The following is a 15555-nucleotide window of genomic DNA, read 5'->3' on the forward strand; positions in this document are numbered from 1 at the left end:
GCCGCAACATACGCATTTTGTCGTTGAATGCCAGCATTTTGCTGGCCTGCGGGACGATCGCCTAATGACGGGGGACAAGCCGATTTCGCCGTTCTGGACACCCGGCCGGCACCTCGACCGGCGGCCGTTCCTCCAGGCCAGGGGGGCCATCACCGGGTCTCTCAGGGGCTTTTTCGCCGAGCAGGGCTTCGTCGAGGTCGAAACCGCCGTCCTCCAGGTCTCCCCGGGCAATGAGACCCATCTGCACGCCCCCCGGACCGAGCTCATCCGGCCCGATGGCAGCCGGGCTGGCCGCTACTTACGGACCTCGCCCGAATTCGCCTGCAAGAAGCTGCTGGCGGCCGGCGAGGAGCGGATTTTCGAGTTCGCCCGGGTGTTCCGCGACCGCGAGCGCGGCGACCTGCATCTGCCCGAATTCACCATGCTGGAATGGTACCGGGCGGGCACCCCCTATGACGCCATCATGGCCGATACCGTGGTGGTCATCGCCCGCGCTGCGCAGGCGACCGGAATCGGGACCTTTGCCTTCCGGGACCGGACCGCCGATCCCTTCGCCGAGCCGGAGTTGCTGACGGTCGCGGGTGCCTTTGAGCGTTTCGCCGGCATCGACCTGCTGTCGACAATCTCGGGCAACGAGGCTAACCGTGCCGCGCTCGCCCAGGCGGCCGCCGGCAAGGTCCGCATCGCCGAAGACGACACCTGGTCGGATATCTTCAGCAAGGTCCTGGTCGAGCATGTCGAGCCGCATCTGGGGCAGGGACGTTTGACCATTCTGTTCGAGTACCCATCTCCAGAGGCGGCGCTGGCGCGGGTAAAGGCCGACGATCCCAGGGTCGCGGAACGGTTCGAGGTTTATGCCTGCGGCGTCGAGCTCGCCAACGGCTTTGGCGAACTCACCGACGCCGAGGAACAACGCAAGCGCTTCACGGAGTCCATGGCGGAGAAGCAGCGCCGCTACGGCGAGGCCTATCCGCTAGACGAGGATTTCCTGGCTGCGGTCGCCCAAATGCCCGAGGCGAGCGGTGTCGCGCTCGGCTTCGACCGGCTGGTGATGCTGGCGAGCGGCGCAACACGGATTGATCAGGTGGTGTGGACACCGCCTGCAAATGAAACGTTAAGTGAAACATGACGAAGACCAGTCTTGCACGGACATTGCGTGAGCCAGCCGAACTCGTGGCCGCGGACCTCGCGCCTGCTACGGCGCTGCCGGCGCTCGAACGCGTTGCCGCGCGCTATGCGGTCGCGATCACGCCGGCGCTTGTCGATCTGATCGACAAATCGGATCCCGATGATCCGATCGCACGGCAGTTCGTTCCGACCGCCGCGGAGCTAGAGATGCAGCCGGGCGAAAACGCTGATCCGATTGGCGACCACCCGCATTCGCCGGTATCGGGCATCGTGCATCGCTACCCCGATCGCGTGCTGTTCAAGCTCGTTCACGTCTGCGCGGTCTATTGCCGCTTCTGCTTCCGCCGCGAGATGGTCGGGCCCGGCAAGGAGAACGCGCTCTCGGATAGCGCCTATCGCGCCGCGATCGATTACATCCGCACGCATGGCGAGATATGGGAGGTGATCCTGACCGGCGGCGACCCGCTGATGCTGTCGCCGCGCCGGCTGAGCGAGATCATGGCCGATCTCGCCGGCATCGATCACGTCAAGATCATCCGCCTTCATACCCGCGTGCCCGTGGCCGACCCCGCGCGGATCAGCGACGACATGGTCGCGGCGCTGAAGGTCGAGGGCGCGACCACTTGGGTGGCACTGCATGCCAACCATGCGCGCGAGCTGGCGGCACCGGCCCGCGCCGCCTGCGCGCGGCTGGTCGATGCCGGGATTCCCATGGTGAGCCAGTCTGTCCTGTTGCGCGGCGTCAATGACAACGTCACGACCTTGTCGGATTTGATGCGGGCTTTCGTCGAGTGCCGGATCAAGCCCTATTACCTGCATCACGGCGATCTCGCGCCAGGAACGGCGCATCTGCGCACGACGCTGGCCCTGGGGCAGGAGTTGATGCGGCAATTGCGGGGGCGGGTGTCAGGACTGTGTCAGCCTGGCTACGTCATAGACATACCGGGCGGTGCCGGCAAGTCGCCGGTCGGACCGAATTATGTGTTGGCGGAGCAAAATACCGCAGCCGATCCACGTGATGCAGCCTCGGAAACGCGCTATCGTATCGTCGACTATTGCGGCGACGTTCATCTCTATCCGCCCGAAATCTGAGCGGTCAGAGAACGCCGGTTTGAGGAATGGAGGAACGGACATGAAGAAGATCATGGTGGCAGCATCGCTCGCGGTCTTGCTCGGCGGTGCGGCGATTGCGCAGACCGGCACCAAGGGATCGACATCCGGCGGCGCCGCGTCGGGAACGTTGCCACAGGCGCCGGTCGGTCACCGCCAGCCGCGTGCCGGCGACGTGCCGAACGAGAAGAATCTGACCGACCCGAACAATCCCGTGAACAAGGAAGACGCTCTGCTCGACAAGAAGATCAAGAGCATCTGCCGCGGCTGCTAAGTCGGAACTGCTGCGCGGTGGGCAGGACGCGAACAGCATCGCCCCGCCCACCCGTTGCCCCGCTTAAGCGGAGCGCTCGTGCAGTCCGGCGCGCGCGGTGTTGCGCCGGATCTCGACCGCATCGGCGAGCTGCTCGAGTACGGTTGCCGTCGTCGCCCAATCAATGCATCCGTCGGTGATGCTCTGGCCGTAAGTCAGCGGCTTGCCCGGCACCACGTCCTGGCGGCCGGCGACGAGATTGCTCTCGATCATCACGCCCATGATGCGGTTCTCGCCGCCCGAGATCTGGCCGGCGATATCGGCCGTGACCAGCGGCTGGTTTTCCGGCTTCTTGCTCGAATTGGCGTGGCTCGCATCCACCATCACCAGCGGCGCGACGCCGGATTTCGCCAGATCGTTGCAAGCCGCGGCGACGCTTGCGGCATCGTAGTTCGGCTTGCTGCCGCCGCGCAGGATGATGTGGCAGTCCTCATTGCCTGCGGTCGAGGCGATCGCCGAACGGCCGAGCTTCGTCACCGCCATGAAATGATGCGGATGCGAGGCGGACTTCACGGCGTCCGCGGCAATGCGCACATTGCCGTCGGTCCCGTTCTTGAACCCGACCGGGCAGGACAGCCCCGAGGCCAGCTCGCGATGGATCTGGCTCTCGGTCGTGCGCGCGCCGATCGCAGCCCAGGACACGAGATCGGCGATGTATTGCGGCGTCGTCATGTCGAGGAATTCGGCGCCGGCGGGCAGGCCGAGATTGTTGATGGCCGACAGCACGTTGCGCGCGAGCCGCAGGCCCTTGTTGATGTCGAAGCTGCCGTCGAGATTGGGATCGTTGATCAGGCCCTTCCAGCCGACGGTGGTGCGCGGCTTCTCGAAATAGACCCGCATCACGATCTCAAGCTGGTCAGCGAGGTCTTCGCGCAACGCAGCAAGGCGCTCGGCGTATTCGAGCGCAGCCTTGGGATCATGCACCGAGCAGGGGCCAACCACGACCAGAAGCCGGTCGTCCTGGCCGTTAAGGATGGCATGGATCGCGTTGCGCGCCGCCATGACCACACGGGTGGCCGCGAGGGTGCGCGGGAGCTCCCGCATCACGTCATCGGGCGTGCTCAGCTCTTTCAGTTCGCGGATACGAAGATCGTCGGTCGTGCTCAGCACGGCGGGCTCCTGTCATTTTGAGAACCTGCCGGCCAATAAAAAAGCCGCCAGGTCTGGCGGCTGTTCGGACGTTTGCTTCAATATTTCAGATTGAGCGCGATCCTCCTGCCGCCAGCGAGCTGTCGTAGCTAAAGTACCAAAAATAGCTGGTGGCAACGGTGATCATGGGGGCCATATAGCGCGCCGTTGGCTCCTTGTCACCCCCCAATCGGCGTCAGGGGCTTTGAGGCGCCTCAGCTGTTGCTCTTGCGTGCCGCCAGGGCCATGCCGATCAGGGTGGCGCCGCCGAACAACAGGTTGATGCCGACCAGCACGCCGATGGCCCATTCCGCCGAACTCGGCAGTCCCGTGATCACCATGAACGCGATCGCGATGTCGAAGAGGCCCGAGATCAGCAGCCACGACCAGCGGCCGCTCAACTCGCGGCGGTGCTCCAGTGCGTACATGATGGTGGCGACACCCTCGGCGAGGAAGTAGGCACCGAGCACGATGGTCAGCGTCAGCACGGCCTGCATCGGGCGGGCCAACAGCAGCATGCCGGCGAGCACGGCGAGGGCCGCCGAGAACAGCGACCACCAGAAGCCCGGTGTGGCGCGCGCCCAATAGGTCACGATCAATCCGCCGATGCCGCTGACCAGGAACATCCAGCCGAGAAAGATCGTGATGGCAAGGCTGGCGAGCGGCGGCAGGATCAACGCGGCGATGCCGAGAACGGCAAGCAAAATGCCTTCAAACAGAAACGCCTTCCAATGCGCCTTGACCGCCTGGCTCATCGCGGATTGCAGCCGTGAAAAATCCTCGGGCGAAGTCATGATGGCCTCTCACGTCACGGGAAGCGGATGCGGCTCAATCTAGTATGCGCGCAGCCCGCTTGCCATCCCGCGGATCAGCCGCTGCCGTGCGCTGACGAAAAACCCTCGCCACTGGTGCGGATGCGGTTGCGGCCAAGAACGTAGATCGCGGTCGTGACGACCAGAAGCGCAAGGCCGAGCAGGATCGAGGTGAGGCCGATCGGGATCAGCGCCAACGTCAGATTGCGCTCGGGATTGATCAGCCAGTGATGGATCGAGGTCAGCACGAAGGCGAGGCCGAGGAAGCCGACACCGCCGCCGGCGAGCAGCAGCGCCCACATCCGGCGCAGCTGGCTGAGCCGCTCCCGCGCAACGTCGGTTCGCGGCGCGTGATGGCGCGCGACGCGCCGCACCAGGCGCATGGCGAAGGCGATCGAGCTGAAGCCGATCAGCAGGCTCGCGGCGCCCAGCCACATCCGCAAGCCGGGATCGAGATCAGGCATTCTCTGCAAGGTCAGGAGCGGGAAGTCGAAGGCCGAATGCAGCGCCAGCGGACCGGCGAAGATCAGCAGGCGGCTGGACAGGCGGGCCCAGTCGCGGTGGTGGCGGTTTGCGCCCAGCGCCGTGCCGGCGCGCGCGATCGTGAGATAGGCGCCTGCGATGATGCCGAGCGCGCCGTGGAACGGCACGGTGAGAACGCTGCGCAAGGCCGCCAGCGACCGCCACATCTCGGCGTGCTGCACCAGATAAGCGAGGTTTTCGTAAGCCGCGAAGCCGAGGCCGACGGCGGCGCCATAGACCACGGTGTCCATGGGATTGGCGAAGGTCCGCCGCTTGGTCGAGGAGATCAGCACGATGGCGATCACCTTCACCGCTTCCTCGGGCAGCGCGACGCCGAAAACCGAATGCATGGCGAGCGCCGCCCAGGGATTGTCGGGCGCCGCGACCATCTTGGCGAAGGGGGCCCGCGCGAGACCCAGCAAGGAGATACTGGCCGCGCCAAGCAGGAACGCGGTCCAGACCTGGGCCGGCGGCCCGGGGCGCTCTTCGGCGGCAATGACAAGCCACAGCATCAGCAGCGCCGGGGCGATGGCGGCCGTTCCGATCACGGTGGGTAACGCTTCAATCAGATACATCGGCGCCGAAAATAGGTTCCCTTAGTCCGCTTATCTACGTTTCCCGATGCGACCATCTGTCATGCGCCAGCTGTCCCGTTGCTTAACAAGCGCGACAGCTGGCGTTCATCAGGACCGCAACGTGTAGAATACGAGCGTAATCAATCGCATGACAGAACCACCTCGTCGTGAACCGTAACGGCTGCGCGCCTGTCAGCGGATCGGCGATTGATAAGTCAGATCAAGGCAATGTGCAGGTTTCTTCAATCCACGATGCACGTGGGCGGGCAGCGAGTCCAGAGGCGGGACAAGCCACCGCGCGGCCAGCTGGACCGCTTAGTCACGCTTCGTTGCACGTCCGCGGAGTGGTGATGCCACCAGGCGGGCTCGCACCTGCTCGAGCTCCCAGATGGCGCGTATGAGGCATGTGCCAAGGCAGGAGACGATGAGCAGCAGCACGAAGGCCTGGTCGGCGGGAGGGATATGAATCATGGCGTTGATTAAGCAACGCGCATGCCATGCGTTCCCGAGCAGGCCTGCGCACTGCGCAACGGCGCGTCACATCAGCGCTCGCAAGGCGAGCAGGGCCCGTGCTTTCTGCTCTCAATGGGTGGTGAACGGCGGTGGAGCGTCGGGCGCGATGTCGAAGGCCCCAAGGTGGAATTCATCACCGACGGCGGCCTCGTCTGGCTGGGAATGGTGGGCGAGCAGCGTGAAGGCGGCTTGCGGATACTGCTTCCAGATATCGAGATCGTCGGCCGTAATGGTGAGCCAGCCGAACGTGTATATGTAGCGCCCGGGCTCGGTGACCCGGCCAACCCTGTCCCAGGTGATCTTATCAACCGTGATCTTGTCGACTGCCATCCGGTCCCCCGATCGCAAGTCCGCAACTCAAAAGTCTGCAAATGAAGCCCGGCACGTGGCACGGACCCCAAAAGCTGATCCCGCAATGGGGCCGCGATGGGGCAGCAATACGGATTGGTTTGGACCGGCTTCAGGCTGGCTGCGGAATGGCCTGGCGCACGACCAGGCGGACGAGGTCGTCCCGCTGCTGTTTCTCGGCGAATTTCACCGCAAAGCCATTGTCGAACTTGCGGACGACGCGTCCGACGCAGGCGCCGACGGCAAGCGGGGTCCCGATCGGCGGGTCGTATTCGCAGGAGATCGCAGCGCCGGCCGTGGAGACGTCGATGATGAAGCAGGAATGGGTGCTGCCGTCGGCAACCGTCAGGAATGTGTGCGAGGCTTGCGGAACGAAGCGCGCGTCATGGCGCAGGTCCAGGACGCTGTCGTCCTTCTGCTTCTTTTCGAGCCAGGTCAGCTTTTCCGACATCCAGGCGCGGCGGGCCCGGGTCATGTCGAGCTCCATCAGGAAGCCCGATTTCAGCGTCGCGCTGATGGTGCACTGGAATTCGCCGAAATCCTGGAAGTAGGAGGTTACGCGCTCGCCGACCTTGCCGACGACCGGCACGTCGACGATCATGCGGAAGGGCGAGACGCGCTTGGTGCGGCAGGCGAAGTTTCGCAGCTTGCCCTCGCAATCGTACCAGCGATGCAGCGAATAGCTGCCGCTCACGGTTACTTCGACTGCACGCTGCCTGAGGAACTCTGCGACGGACATGGGCGCTCGATCGTGTTTCTGGTTGTTTCCGTAATTCCACGGTAGCGATCAAATTCTAAGCAAATGATACCGGCGCTCAGGAGCAAGGGTAAATTTCCGGTAAATGGCCGGGGCGGTAGTGTGCCGGGGTAAGCGGCAAAACGTCCCGGTTATCGGGCGCGCTCATTCACAACCACGTCATTGCGACCCAGCGGTGCAGTCGAGGATCTCGCCGCTTCTCGACCGGCTTACTGAGACCTGACGCGGGCTTCTTGGCCCGAGCTGAGCGGCGGCATTCAGGCAGGCCCGTGCAGCGCCAGCAAAACCAGCGCGCCAATGGCCAGGGCGAGCTTGATCACCTTCCAGGTCAGGCTGTCCCACCTGATCTCCAATCCGAGCCATGGCAATGCGCGCCGCATCGCGCGTGTCGCGAGCGCTTCGACGATGACGATCGCAAGGGCAATGCCGGCGATAACTGACCACGACGCCTCGGCCGGAGGCATCCATGCCGCGAGCCAGCCGGGGACCAGGTCCCGCAACGACACGAGCAGCGCAAACCATCCGAACAGGGCGACGAAGCCTTTGACGATCGCGGGCCCGATCGCTTCCGGCTCGAACCGGATCCCGATCGTTGCGAGCGCGCGTTCGATGCGCTCGCCATCGGACAGGAAGATGAATGCCCCCAAGGTAAAATGGCACGCGCGATTGGAAAAAGAACGCGATGATCGCTGACAGGATTGCGCAGCCATAGGCGGCGCGGAGAATGTGCCAGCCGCTCATGCCCGACGGCTCAGTTGCCTTGGCGGCTTGGGGCTGCGGCACCGGTCTGGCGCGCGCCATGTGCTCCAGCATTTTGGCGCGTCGGTCCGGCAAATAGGGCGCGGTGCAGTGGATCCAGGCCGGGGGCGTGGTCACAGCCGGCGGGGCGCCGGAGTGGCCGTCCGGGGTGGATTTGTGCTGCTCCATGGGCCGAACCCGATCCTTCAAGCCGTGACACCGTCGCGGTGGGCGAGGTTGGTTTCCTTCGGACATTGGTCGGAGGTGAGGGGCCGGGAGGTTCATACCGGGATGACCGATTCTGCCGGCGCATCGCCGGCCTGGCCGGCTTCCCGAGCGATCAGGGCCCGGCGCCCCGACGATCTCATCTCCATAGATTGCCATGACGTGCCGTGTTGTGGCTAAGTGCGAACGCGGATGCTGCAAGATCAAGAAGCCGTCCAAAATCCAGACCTCGGATGTCAGGACGATCGTGGTTCAAGAACTCGAATTCCTGCCTAGACTTGAGTCGTTGCGCGGCCTGGCTGCGGTCTCTGTCGTCGGCTACCATGCGTTCGGACGATTCACCGACACCTATGTCACAGGCATGGCGCCGGTGGTGCTCTTCTTCGTGCTGAGCGGCTTCGTGCTGTCGCGCTCGCTGGCTCGGAACGACGACATCGCGGTATTCCTGCGTCACAGGATTCTCCGGCTGTTTCCGGCGGCGGTTGCGGTCGTACTGCTGCTGGCCGGGCTTCACGAGGCCTTCGGATTCTATCTGGGCTTCGGGTCCGATTTTTCGCCCTTCAACGTGATGTTGAACGCCCTGATGATCCGGCACGACATCAATGGGCCGATGTGGTCGATGACGGTGGAGTGCTTCGCAACACCGGTTATCGTTCTGACCTTCCTGGGCGGCCGGCGGTTTGGCCCGCGCGTCCTGATCGCTGCGATCTCGGTGTTGTTCGGGCTGTCGTTCATCGGACCATATGCGCACCTGCTCGGCGGCTATACGAACCTCGCGCCTTTGTACGCTTTTGTGCTTGGCGTAGCGCTGCACTTCTCGGGACGCCGCCTCGTGGAAGCTATCGGCGGTCGGCAGATGGTGGTGGCTGTCGTGGCCGGTGTCCTGCTCCTCTATTGCGGCCTGCAAAAGCAAACCGCGCCGATCATCTTGCTCGAAGGCTGTTCATCCGGGCTGCTGGTTGCGCTGATCGCGTTTGGGGAGCTGCAGCGCGGCATTCGTTTGCTGGATCAGCCGGTGATCGGCTTCTACGGCCGGATATCCTACAGCTTCTATCTCTTCCACATGATCGGCCTGAGCGTTGCGGTCCGCATCAGCGCCATCGACGGCTGGCCCATGCTGTCGATCCTGTTGAGCATTGTCATCGGCGTGCTGTTGACCACGCCGATGGCGTGGACATCCCGGCGGTTCATCGAAGAGCCGTTCATCGCGATAAGCCGAAAATGGCGCGACCGGCGACGTGAGGTCTTCACGACGACCTGAAGACGTCCGCAGCGCGGTCGTTAGCCTTCGCCGCGCCGGTACGACACGTTCGGTCAGCATCGGATCGTCGCTGGACTGGGACAGAATTTCTGGCGCGCCGGATGATGTTCCTGTTGAAGTCCCGCTGCAGTTGCGCTTGAGTAGCAACAGGTTCGGGGGGACTGCTTTTTATGTGTCGTTTTATGTCTGCGGCGCTTCGCGCCGTGGTGCCTGATGTCGCGATAAATTGTCGTTCGAGCAGGCCCGACGGGGCCTATGTCTTGTCACGGACATGACCGTCATGTCTGGCGGCCTGTCTCCGCGAAAAGCAGGCATCCTCGATCACGCCGACCGCGTCGCCACGGACCGCGTGGCATGGCGTGAGAAGAACAGCTTTTTTCACGACGAGGACGAACGCTATCTCCGGTTCTTAATCCCGGCGGGAAGTCGCGTCCTCGACATCGGATGCGGCGTCGGCGACACGCTCGCGAGCCTCGCGCCATCACATGGCGTCGGAATAGATTTTTGCGGCACGCAAATCGGGATCGCGCGACAGCGCCACCCCTATCTCACGTTCGTCGAAGGCGATGCCGAAGACCCCGCGACACTGGAAGCGCTGCAAGGCCCGTTCGACTATATTCTCGTCCTCGATACGATCGGTTCGCTGGAAGATTGTCAGAAGTTCATCGCCCAGCTGCATCCGCTCTGCACGCGTGATACGCGGCTGGTGATCGGTTACTTCTCGCATCTCTGGTACCCCGCGCTGAAATTCGCCGAACTCATCGGCCTGCGGATGCCGCAGCCGGATCAGAATGTGCTGTCGCCGTCCGACTTGCGCAGCCTGGCGAGGCTTGCGGATTTCGATCCGGTCAAGTCCGAGCAACGCGTGCTCTCGCCGGTCCGGATATTCGGGCTCGGGCGCCTCCTCAATCGTTTCGTCAGCGTGCTGCCGGGAATCCGCCAGGTGGCGCTGCGGCACTATATGGTCGCGCGCTCGAGCCGCAGGGCGAGGGAGGAGTTTGGCTCGGCCACCGTCGTGGTGCCGGCGCGTAACGAGCGCGGCAACATCGAGCCGGCTGTCCTGCGGATGCCCGACTTCTGCGGCGACATCGAGATTATCTTCATCGAGGGCCATAGCCAGGACGGCACCTTCGAGGAGATGGAGCGGGTCAAGCAGGCGCATCCTTCCAGGGACATCAAGGTGATGCGCCAGCTGGGCAAGGGCAAGGCCGACGCCGTCTTCACCGCGTTCGACGCGGCGCGCGGCGACGTGCTGATCATTCTTGACGCCGACCTGACCATGCCGCCGGAGCAGATTCCGAAATTCGTCGAGGCGCTGCTGTCGGGCAAGGGCGAGTTCGTCAACGGCTCGCGCCTGGTCTATCCCATGGACGAGGGCGCGATGCGCTTCCTCAACCTGATCGCCAACAAGATCTTTTCCTATCTGTTCTCCTGGCTGCTCAATCAGCGCTATACGGATACGCTCTGCGGCACCAAGGTTCTGCGGCGCAGCGACTATCAGCGCCTGAAAGCCGGAAAGGCCTATTTCGGCGATTTCGATCCGTTCGGCGATTTCGACCTGATCTTCGGCGCATCGAAGCTCAATCTGAAATCGGTGGATCTTCCGATCCGCTACGCCGCGCGTACCTATGGCGAGACCCAGATCTCCAGGTTTCGCCACGGCTGGATGCTGCTGAAGATGGTGGCTTTCGCCTTTCTCAAGATCAAGGCGATCTAGCCCGTGGAAACCACGGTGCGACGACGATGATGTCGGCCGATTGCAGTTTTCCTGACGCGCGCCTGAGCGGGAGGGGCCGAACATCGCTGATCCTCATCGCGCCGTCATTGTATCTGGCGGCGACGTTGCTCTATTCGGCCTGGCAGGCGGTCTGGGGTGTCCAGGTCGATCCTGAATCGGCCTACACCATGAACGGGCTGGTGGCGGCGGCCGGATATGGCTCGCTGAAATTCGATCATCCGGGAACGACGACGACTTTGCTCGTCGAGCTGGTCATCAGGGGTTGGGCCTTGGTCGCCCGGCCCGATGATATCGTCGCGTTCGGGCTCAAGCACTACGATGCGATCACCACCGCGGCGCGGACTTGCGAGGCGCTGGTGCTCTCGGGCGCGTTGCTGGCAGGCGGGCTCATCGTCGGCCGGACGACGCGGAGCGCCATTGCCGGCTTGCTGTTTCAGGCCGGCGCGTTCGTTCATCCCGATGCGTTTCACTTTCAGACGGTGCTCGCTCCGGAAAGCCTCATGGTCGCGATCTCCCTGTTCGGCATGGCGATCGTGCTCAAGGCTGCGCTCGACGAGCGACCGCCGGCGACCAGCCTTGGCGGCGTGTCCGGTTTGATTTTCGCGCTCGGCTTCTCGACCAAATATCTCTATTTGCCGCAGGCGCTGTTCGCCGTGTGCTTGCTGAGAAGCCGGCGGGCGTTCGTCGCCGCCTTGATCACCGGGGCGATGGGCTTCGTTGGCTTCAGTCTGATCTTCAACCCAGGAACGATCACGCGCGGGTTCGGATGGCTGGTGCAAATCGCAACTCACAAGGGCCATTACGGCGAGGGCGAGACCGGATTCATCGACTTCGCGACGTTCTGGTCCAACATGCGCGAGATCATCGCGGCCGTGCCGTTCGCGGCGGGCACCTACATCGCAGCCGCGGCCGTGGTGCTCGCCTGGTGCATCAAGACGCGCGAGTGGCGCGATCCGGTCAGCCTCACGCTTAGCGCCGCCGTCCTGATCTTTGCGGCGTACCTCGTGGCGACGTCGAAGCATTTTGCGCTGCATTACATGATGGCATCTTGGGCGCTGACGGGCGGCGTCCTCGTCCTGATCGTGGTGCAGATCAGGCGTCTGGTCCCGGCCATCCCGGCGGTGGCGCTATCCCTGTTGGCGGGCAGCCTGTGTGCCGCTACGACCGCGGTGACGCTGATCGACGCCAGAACTGTCGCGCTGCAAACCTCGCGCGCGAATGCGATCGGGGCCAGGCTCTCGGACGCCGTGGTCGCTGCCGGTCCCGCTTGCGCCAACGTCTCCGGCATGTTCGTGCGCGCGCCGGAGAACGACATGAACCACGGCTGGGACATGACCTTGCAGCTCTGGGGCGACCAGGCGATGCGGGAGAGGTTCTCTGCTGCCTATGAGCGCGCCTTCACGGTCGCCCTGCTCGACCACAACACCTACACGCGCGTCCTGAAGCGCAATTTTCGCACCACCAGCTACGCCAAGCTCGCCGCGGACTATCCCTGCATCATCGTCCGCGCACCGTGGGAGCTGAACGAGCAAACGTCGATCGGGCTGCTGGCGCTCAATCCGGACCATTGCGTGATCGAGGGGGTCCACGTCTACACGGTCGGGCTCGCCTGCGCGAAGGTGCGCGAGAGCTTCCTGGGCGAGCGGTGAGGGATGGGGGCTGCTTGGCGCTCCCTAGCGGAATCGAACCGCTCTCTCCACCGTGAAAGGGTGGCGTCCTAACCGATAGACGAAGGGAGCAAACGCAAGGCCGGGCCGCATTTGGCGACAGGCCTGCCGGCCGCGCGAGTCGTGCCCGGCGGCTGGCAGCGGGCGAACGTATAGTGGCCTTTGGGCCCGCGGGCAAGCCGTTCCGGAACGCTGTTTTGGGCCCGGTGGATACGCGCCCCGGGATCATTCGGGCGGCGATTTCAACCGTTTCTTAGGGTTCCCTGGGCTAGCGCTGGAGCGGGAGAGATTTTTCGCCAATGCCACAGCCCAAGAAGCGCGCAAGCCGCAAGCTGCTGTCGCAGCACGCCTGGATCACGCTCGCGGGCGGATTCGCGGCGCGGCATTGCCTGGTCGAGGACATCTCGGCCTCGGGCGCCAGGATCACGCTGGACGAGGACGCGAGCCAGCTGCCGGGCGTGATCCGGATGGCATTTGCACGCGATGCCCGGACCGGGCGGAGCTGCCAGGTGGTGTGGCGCCGCGGCAAGTCGGCCGGCGTCAAGTTCCTCTGACGGCGGCCCGGATGGCGCCGGGCGCGGGTCCGGGCTACAAGGCGCAGATGCGCGCGACCGTCCTCTTTCTGATCACTCTCGCTACTACCTCCTCAGCCGGGGCCGAGACCTTGCGCCTGCCGCCAAGCGAGCAGCCGCAGTCGGGCAAGGCCCTGCCGCTGAAGGGCGCCGCCGGGTCTGCGAGACCCAACGGCTGCGCCGCCTATGGCCGGGGCTTCACCATGGTCGAGGGGACCTGCGTCAAGATCGGCGGCGCGGTCAGGGTCGACGCCACGGCCGGGCGCTGAGGGGCCGATGTCGCCGGACCTGTTGCGGCTCGATCTCCTCGTCCCCGCGCTGATGTATTGCGCGCTGCTGTGGTGGGTCGGACGCGGGATGTCCTGGACCGCGAAGATCTCCATTGCGATCGTCACCCTGGTGCTGATCGTCGTCGTCGTGCTGGTCGAGCGCGGCCGGCACTAGGCCGCCCGAACAGAAAACGCGAAAACAACCCCATGCACAGTAGAGGCCAGGCGCGGGCGGTTTGCGCGCTCATAGCGATTTTGCGCGCGCTCACCGCAGCTTAAGCCGCGTCAGCGGGTCACGACATCGGCGGGGCCACGTGCTGCGCAAATCCGGGTCGCTTGCCGAACTCGGCGAGCCACCGCGTCAGGTTCGGCTGCGCCGGCCGGGTGATCCCCTCGACACCGAGCCAGCGTCGCGCATAGGCGCCAACAGCGATGTCGGCGAGCGTGAACTGATTGCCCTCCATGAAGGGCCGCGTGGAGAGCAGGCGATCGGCGATCGCCCAGACCTCGGCGGCCGCATCGGCATCCCTTTGGATCTTGACCATGTCGCGCTCGGCGGGCGGCGTGCGCACGATGCCCCAGAACACCGGGCGGTCGACCGGCTGCACCATCGACAGCGTCCAGTCGAGCCAGCGGTCGACGCCGGCGCGCAGCTTTGGCGCCTCCGGATAGATCGGCGTGCCGCGCCCATGCGCCATGCAGAGATAGCGCATGATCGAATTGGATTCCCATAAGCTGAAGTCGCCTTCGACCAGCGTCGGAACCCGCGCATTGGGGTTCATCGCGAGATAGCCGGCCTCGCGGGTCTTGCCGTATTCCATGCCGGCGTCGATGCGCTGGTAGGGCAGGGCGAGCTCGGCGAGGCACCACAGCACCTTCTGCACGTTGACCGAATTGGCGCGGCCCCAGATCGTCAGCTTCGTCTCTGGCATCTCGTTCCTCCCGCAGCGTTTCGTTTTCGCGGGTGATAGCGGAATTTCGCGAAGTCAGCGAGCCGCGATTGCCGCGAGCCCCTCATGCAAAAAGCTCCGCCCGAGGCGGAGCTTTCATGGCAGGGTCCATCAGGCAATCAATGGCCGAAGAACAGCCACAGCAGAATGATCACCGGAATAGGCACACCCAGCAGCCACAACAATAATCCGCGTCCCATTGTTTCCTCCTCCAATCGCATCGTTGGGGAGTGAACGCGGCGGGCGAGGGCCTTGTTCCTGTGGCGAGAGCCTTACCAGTGACCGGTATTCGGCATCGACGCCCACGGCTCGGCCGGCGCCTTCGGGTCGCCCTTCTGGAGGATCTCGATCGAGTGCAGATCGGGCGAGCGCACGAAGGCCATGTTGCCGTCGCGCGGCGGACGGTTGATGGTGACGCCCGCCTTCATCAGCTTCTCGCAGGTTAAGTAGATGTCGTCGACCTCATAGGCGAGATGGCCGAAGAAGCGGTCCTCGCCATAGGTCTCCTCGTCCCAATTCCAGGTGAGCTCGACCAGCGGCGCGCCGCGCGTTTGCGGTTGCTTCTTCAGCGCCTCGAGATCGTCCGACGAGCACAGGAACACCAGCGTGAAGCGCCCCTTGTCGTTCTCGATCCGCCGCACCTCCTTCAGCCCCAGCGCATCCTGATAAAACTTCAGCGCGACATCGAGATTGCGCACGCGCAGCATGGTGTGAAGGTATCGCATGGTTGTTGCTCCCTGGAACGAATGGGGTTTTGCTTTGGGCCGGGACGGCGGGGGAGAGATAGCAGGAAAGTGCGGGGAGGGGGAGGGGACGGAGGCACATGTGCGTGAGGGGGAGGCGGTGGTGAAATAGATCGGACAAGTGTTGACCGAAGCCGCAGATCCAGCAGGGGCGCGATGGCAGCAGCCTTGGTTTGATCGGTTGCG

Annotated in this window: 17 protein-coding genes and 1 tRNA gene; 9 read left to right on the top strand and 9 right to left on the bottom strand. The window is 64.2% G+C overall.

Annotation, left to right across the window (positions count from 1 at the left end):
• The first annotated feature begins 64 nt into the window (after positions 1–64).
• From epmA to FXB38_RS26485, 3 genes are read left to right on the top strand one after another with little or no spacing between them, the layout of a single operon-like run.
• On the top strand, positions 65–1129 hold the full coding sequence (epmA, locus tag FXB38_RS26475) for an EF-P lysine aminoacylase EpmA (protein WP_148753882.1): 1065 nt from the start codon (positions 65–67) through the stop codon (positions 1127–1129).
• Positions 1126–2220, top strand: coding sequence for a lysine-2,3-aminomutase-like protein (locus tag FXB38_RS26480; RefSeq protein WP_148753883.1), 1095 nt, complete (start codon positions 1126–1128; stop codon positions 2218–2220). Before epmA ends, FXB38_RS26480 begins: the two co-directional genes overlap by 4 nt.
• A 40-nt stretch (positions 2221–2260) precedes the next feature.
• Complete coding sequence (locus FXB38_RS26485) at positions 2261–2512, top strand: hypothetical protein (RefSeq protein ID WP_148753884.1); 252 nt, start codon at positions 2261–2263, stop codon at positions 2510–2512.
• 63 nt (positions 2513–2575) lie between these two features.
• Here FXB38_RS26485 and FXB38_RS26490 read toward each other — a convergent pair whose 3' ends face one another.
• From FXB38_RS26490 to FXB38_RS26515, 6 genes are all read right to left on the bottom strand, one after another.
• The gene (locus FXB38_RS26490) at positions 2576–3661 is read right to left on the bottom strand and encodes a 3-deoxy-7-phosphoheptulonate synthase (protein WP_148753885.1); all 1086 of its coding nucleotides are present in this window, start codon (positions 3659–3661) and stop codon (positions 2576–2578) included.
• 233 nt (positions 3662–3894) lie between these two features.
• Positions 3895–4473: an HdeD family acid-resistance protein gene (locus tag FXB38_RS26495; protein WP_148753886.1), complete on the bottom strand. Its 579-nt coding sequence runs from the start codon at positions 4471–4473 to the stop codon at positions 3895–3897.
• Positions 4474–4547: 74 nt separating this feature from the next.
• Entirely contained in the window at positions 4548–5588 is a 1041-nt protein-coding gene (locus FXB38_RS26500; protein ID WP_148753887.1) for a PrsW family glutamic-type intramembrane protease, read from the bottom strand.
• A 582-nt stretch (positions 5589–6170) separates the two neighbouring features.
• Complete coding sequence (locus tag FXB38_RS26505) at positions 6171–6431, bottom strand: hypothetical protein (protein ID WP_148753888.1); 261 nt, start codon at positions 6429–6431, stop codon at positions 6171–6173.
• 130 nt (positions 6432–6561) lie between these two features.
• Entirely contained in the window at positions 6562–7188 is a 627-nt protein-coding gene (locus FXB38_RS26510) for a PilZ domain-containing protein (protein WP_148753889.1), read from the bottom strand.
• A 275-nt stretch (positions 7189–7463) separates the two neighbouring features.
• Positions 7464–7916 carry a hypothetical protein gene (locus FXB38_RS26515; protein ID WP_246230155.1) on the bottom strand — a complete coding sequence of 151 codons (453 nt, stop codon included), beginning with the start codon at positions 7914–7916 and terminating at the stop codon, positions 7464–7466.
• A gap of 500 nt (positions 7917–8416) precedes the next feature.
• On the opposite strand from FXB38_RS26515, the gene FXB38_RS26520 reads away from it, so the two are divergent.
• From FXB38_RS26520 to FXB38_RS26530, 3 genes are all read left to right on the top strand, one after another.
• On the top strand, positions 8417–9430 hold the full coding sequence (locus FXB38_RS26520; protein ID WP_187435158.1) for an acyltransferase family protein: 1014 nt from the start codon (positions 8417–8419) through the stop codon (positions 9428–9430).
• Between the two features lie 271 nt (positions 9431–9701).
• The gene (locus FXB38_RS26525) at positions 9702–11147 is read left to right on the top strand and encodes a glycosyltransferase (RefSeq protein ID WP_148753891.1); all 1446 of its coding nucleotides are present in this window, start codon (positions 9702–9704) and stop codon (positions 11145–11147) included.
• A 26-nt stretch (positions 11148–11173) separates the two neighbouring features.
• A complete protein-coding gene (locus FXB38_RS26530; protein WP_148753892.1) occupies positions 11174–12817 on the top strand; it encodes a hypothetical protein in 1644 nt (547 codons plus the stop codon).
• 15 nt (positions 12818–12832) lie between these two features.
• Here FXB38_RS26530 and FXB38_RS26535 read toward each other — a convergent pair.
• A tRNA-Glu gene (locus FXB38_RS26535) sits at positions 12833–12907 on the bottom strand.
• A 227-nt stretch (positions 12908–13134) separates the two neighbouring features.
• Here FXB38_RS26535 and FXB38_RS26540 point away from each other — a divergent pair.
• The 3 genes from FXB38_RS26540 (at position 13135) to FXB38_RS43035 (ending at position 13851) form a co-directional block, all read left to right on the top strand.
• Entirely contained in the window at positions 13135–13389 is a 255-nt protein-coding gene (locus tag FXB38_RS26540; RefSeq protein ID WP_148753893.1) for a PilZ domain-containing protein, read from the top strand.
• Between the two features lie 110 nt (positions 13390–13499).
• Positions 13500–13676, top strand: a complete 177-nt coding sequence (locus FXB38_RS26545) for a hypothetical protein (RefSeq protein WP_430640191.1) — start codon at positions 13500–13502, stop codon at positions 13674–13676.
• 7 nt (positions 13677–13683) lie between these two features.
• A complete protein-coding gene (locus FXB38_RS43035; RefSeq protein WP_187435159.1) occupies positions 13684–13851 on the top strand; it encodes a hypothetical protein in 168 nt (55 codons plus the stop codon).
• 118 nt (positions 13852–13969) lie between these two features.
• On the opposite strand, the gene FXB38_RS26550 is transcribed toward FXB38_RS43035, so the two are convergent.
• Positions 13970–14608: a glutathione S-transferase family protein gene (locus FXB38_RS26550; protein WP_148753894.1), complete on the bottom strand. Its 639-nt coding sequence runs from the start codon at positions 14606–14608 to the stop codon at positions 13970–13972.
• 290 nt (positions 14609–14898) lie between these two features.
• Positions 14899–15351 (bottom strand): VOC family protein, encoded by a 453-nt coding sequence (locus FXB38_RS26555; protein WP_148753895.1) that lies wholly within the window; start codon positions 15349–15351, stop codon positions 14899–14901.
• Positions 15352–15555: the final 204 nt, after the last annotated feature.

Source organism: Bradyrhizobium cytisi (genome assembly GCF_008123515.1).
Taxonomy (GTDB): Bacteria; Pseudomonadota; Alphaproteobacteria; order Rhizobiales; family Xanthobacteraceae; genus Bradyrhizobium; species Bradyrhizobium cytisi.

Bases quoted from the DNA above. Each gene is read 5' to 3' on its own strand.
- epmA (WP_148753882.1), top strand. From the start codon at position 65: ATGACGGGGGACAAGCCGATTTCGCCGTTCTGGACACCCGGCCGGCAC.
- FXB38_RS26480 (WP_148753883.1), top strand. From the start codon at position 1,126: ATGACGAAGACCAGTCTTGCACGGACATTGCGTGAGCCAGCCGAACTC.
- FXB38_RS26485 (WP_148753884.1), top strand. From the start codon at position 2,261: ATGAAGAAGATCATGGTGGCAGCATCGCTCGCGGTCTTGCTCGGCGGT.
- FXB38_RS26495 (WP_148753886.1), bottom strand. From the start codon at position 4,473: ATGACTTCGCCCGAGGATTTTTCACGGCTGCAATCCGCGATGAGCCAG.
- FXB38_RS26500 (WP_148753887.1), bottom strand. From the start codon at position 5,588: ATGTATCTGATTGAAGCGTTACCCACCGTGATCGGAACGGCCGCCATC.
- FXB38_RS26505 (WP_148753888.1), bottom strand. From the start codon at position 6,431: ATGGCAGTCGACAAGATCACGGTTGATAAGATCACCTGGGACAGGGTT.
- FXB38_RS26510 (WP_148753889.1), bottom strand. From the start codon at position 7,188: ATGTCCGTCGCAGAGTTCCTCAGGCAGCGTGCAGTCGAAGTAACCGTG.
- FXB38_RS26515 (WP_246230155.1), bottom strand. From the start codon at position 7,916: ATGGCTGCGCAATCCTGTCAGCGATCATCGCGTTCTTTTTCCAATCGC.
- FXB38_RS26525 (WP_148753891.1), top strand. From the start codon at position 9,702: ATGACCGTCATGTCTGGCGGCCTGTCTCCGCGAAAAGCAGGCATCCTC.
- FXB38_RS26530 (WP_148753892.1), top strand. From the start codon at position 11,174: ATGATGTCGGCCGATTGCAGTTTTCCTGACGCGCGCCTGAGCGGGAGG.
- FXB38_RS26540 (WP_148753893.1), top strand. From the start codon at position 13,135: ATGCCACAGCCCAAGAAGCGCGCAAGCCGCAAGCTGCTGTCGCAGCAC.
- FXB38_RS43035 (WP_187435159.1), top strand. From the start codon at position 13,684: ATGTCGCCGGACCTGTTGCGGCTCGATCTCCTCGTCCCCGCGCTGATG.
- FXB38_RS26550 (WP_148753894.1), bottom strand. From the start codon at position 14,608: ATGCCAGAGACGAAGCTGACGATCTGGGGCCGCGCCAATTCGGTCAAC.
- FXB38_RS26555 (WP_148753895.1), bottom strand. From the start codon at position 15,351: ATGCGATACCTTCACACCATGCTGCGCGTGCGCAATCTCGATGTCGCG.